The sequence below is a fragment of the Dietzia sp. UBA5065 genome, from assembly GCA_002415925.1.
Classification (GTDB): domain Bacteria; phylum Actinomycetota; class Actinomycetes; order Mycobacteriales; family Mycobacteriaceae; genus Dietzia.
In genome coordinates this window covers 22,947-23,446 of sequence record DIAZ01000133.1, presented here as the reverse complement: position 1 = coordinate 23,446, position 500 = coordinate 22,947, and the positions used below count along the sequence as shown (strand labels likewise).

At 68.2% G+C, this 500-nt stretch carries 1 protein-coding gene; it reads right to left on the bottom strand.

Features of this window, described 5'->3' with window-relative positions:
* Positions 1 to 500: TCP-1/cpn60 chaperonin family protein (locus B4M60_RS10530; protein ID WP_291083377.1), on the bottom strand; the 500-nt coding region annotated here is incomplete at both ends.

Here is a 500-nt window from a genome sequence, read left to right as displayed (position 1 = left end):
GCCTCGCCCTCGACGTCCTCGGCCAGGATCAGCAGGGACTTGCCCTCGCCGATGACCTTCTCCAGCAGCGGGAGGAGGTCCTTGACGGTGGAGACCTTGCCCGAGACCAGCAGGACGTACGGATCCTCCATGACCGCCTCCTGGCGCTCCGGATCCGTCATGAAGTACTGCGAGATGTAGCCCTTGTCGAAGCGCATGCCCTCGGTGAGCTCGAGGTCCAGGCCGAAGGTCTGCGACTCCTCGACCGTGATCACGCCCTCCTTGCCGACCTTGTCCATGGCCTGGGCGATGAGCTCGCCGATGGCCGGGTCACCGGCGGAGATGCCCGCGGTCGCAGCGATCTGCTCCTTGGTCTCGATCTCCGTGGCGGAGGCGATCAGGTGCGCGGTGACGGCCGCGACGGCCTTCTCGATCCCGCGCTTGATCCCCATCGGGTTGGCGCCGGCGGCGACGTTGCGCAGACCCTCGCGCACGAGCGCCTGGGCCAGCACGGTGGCGGT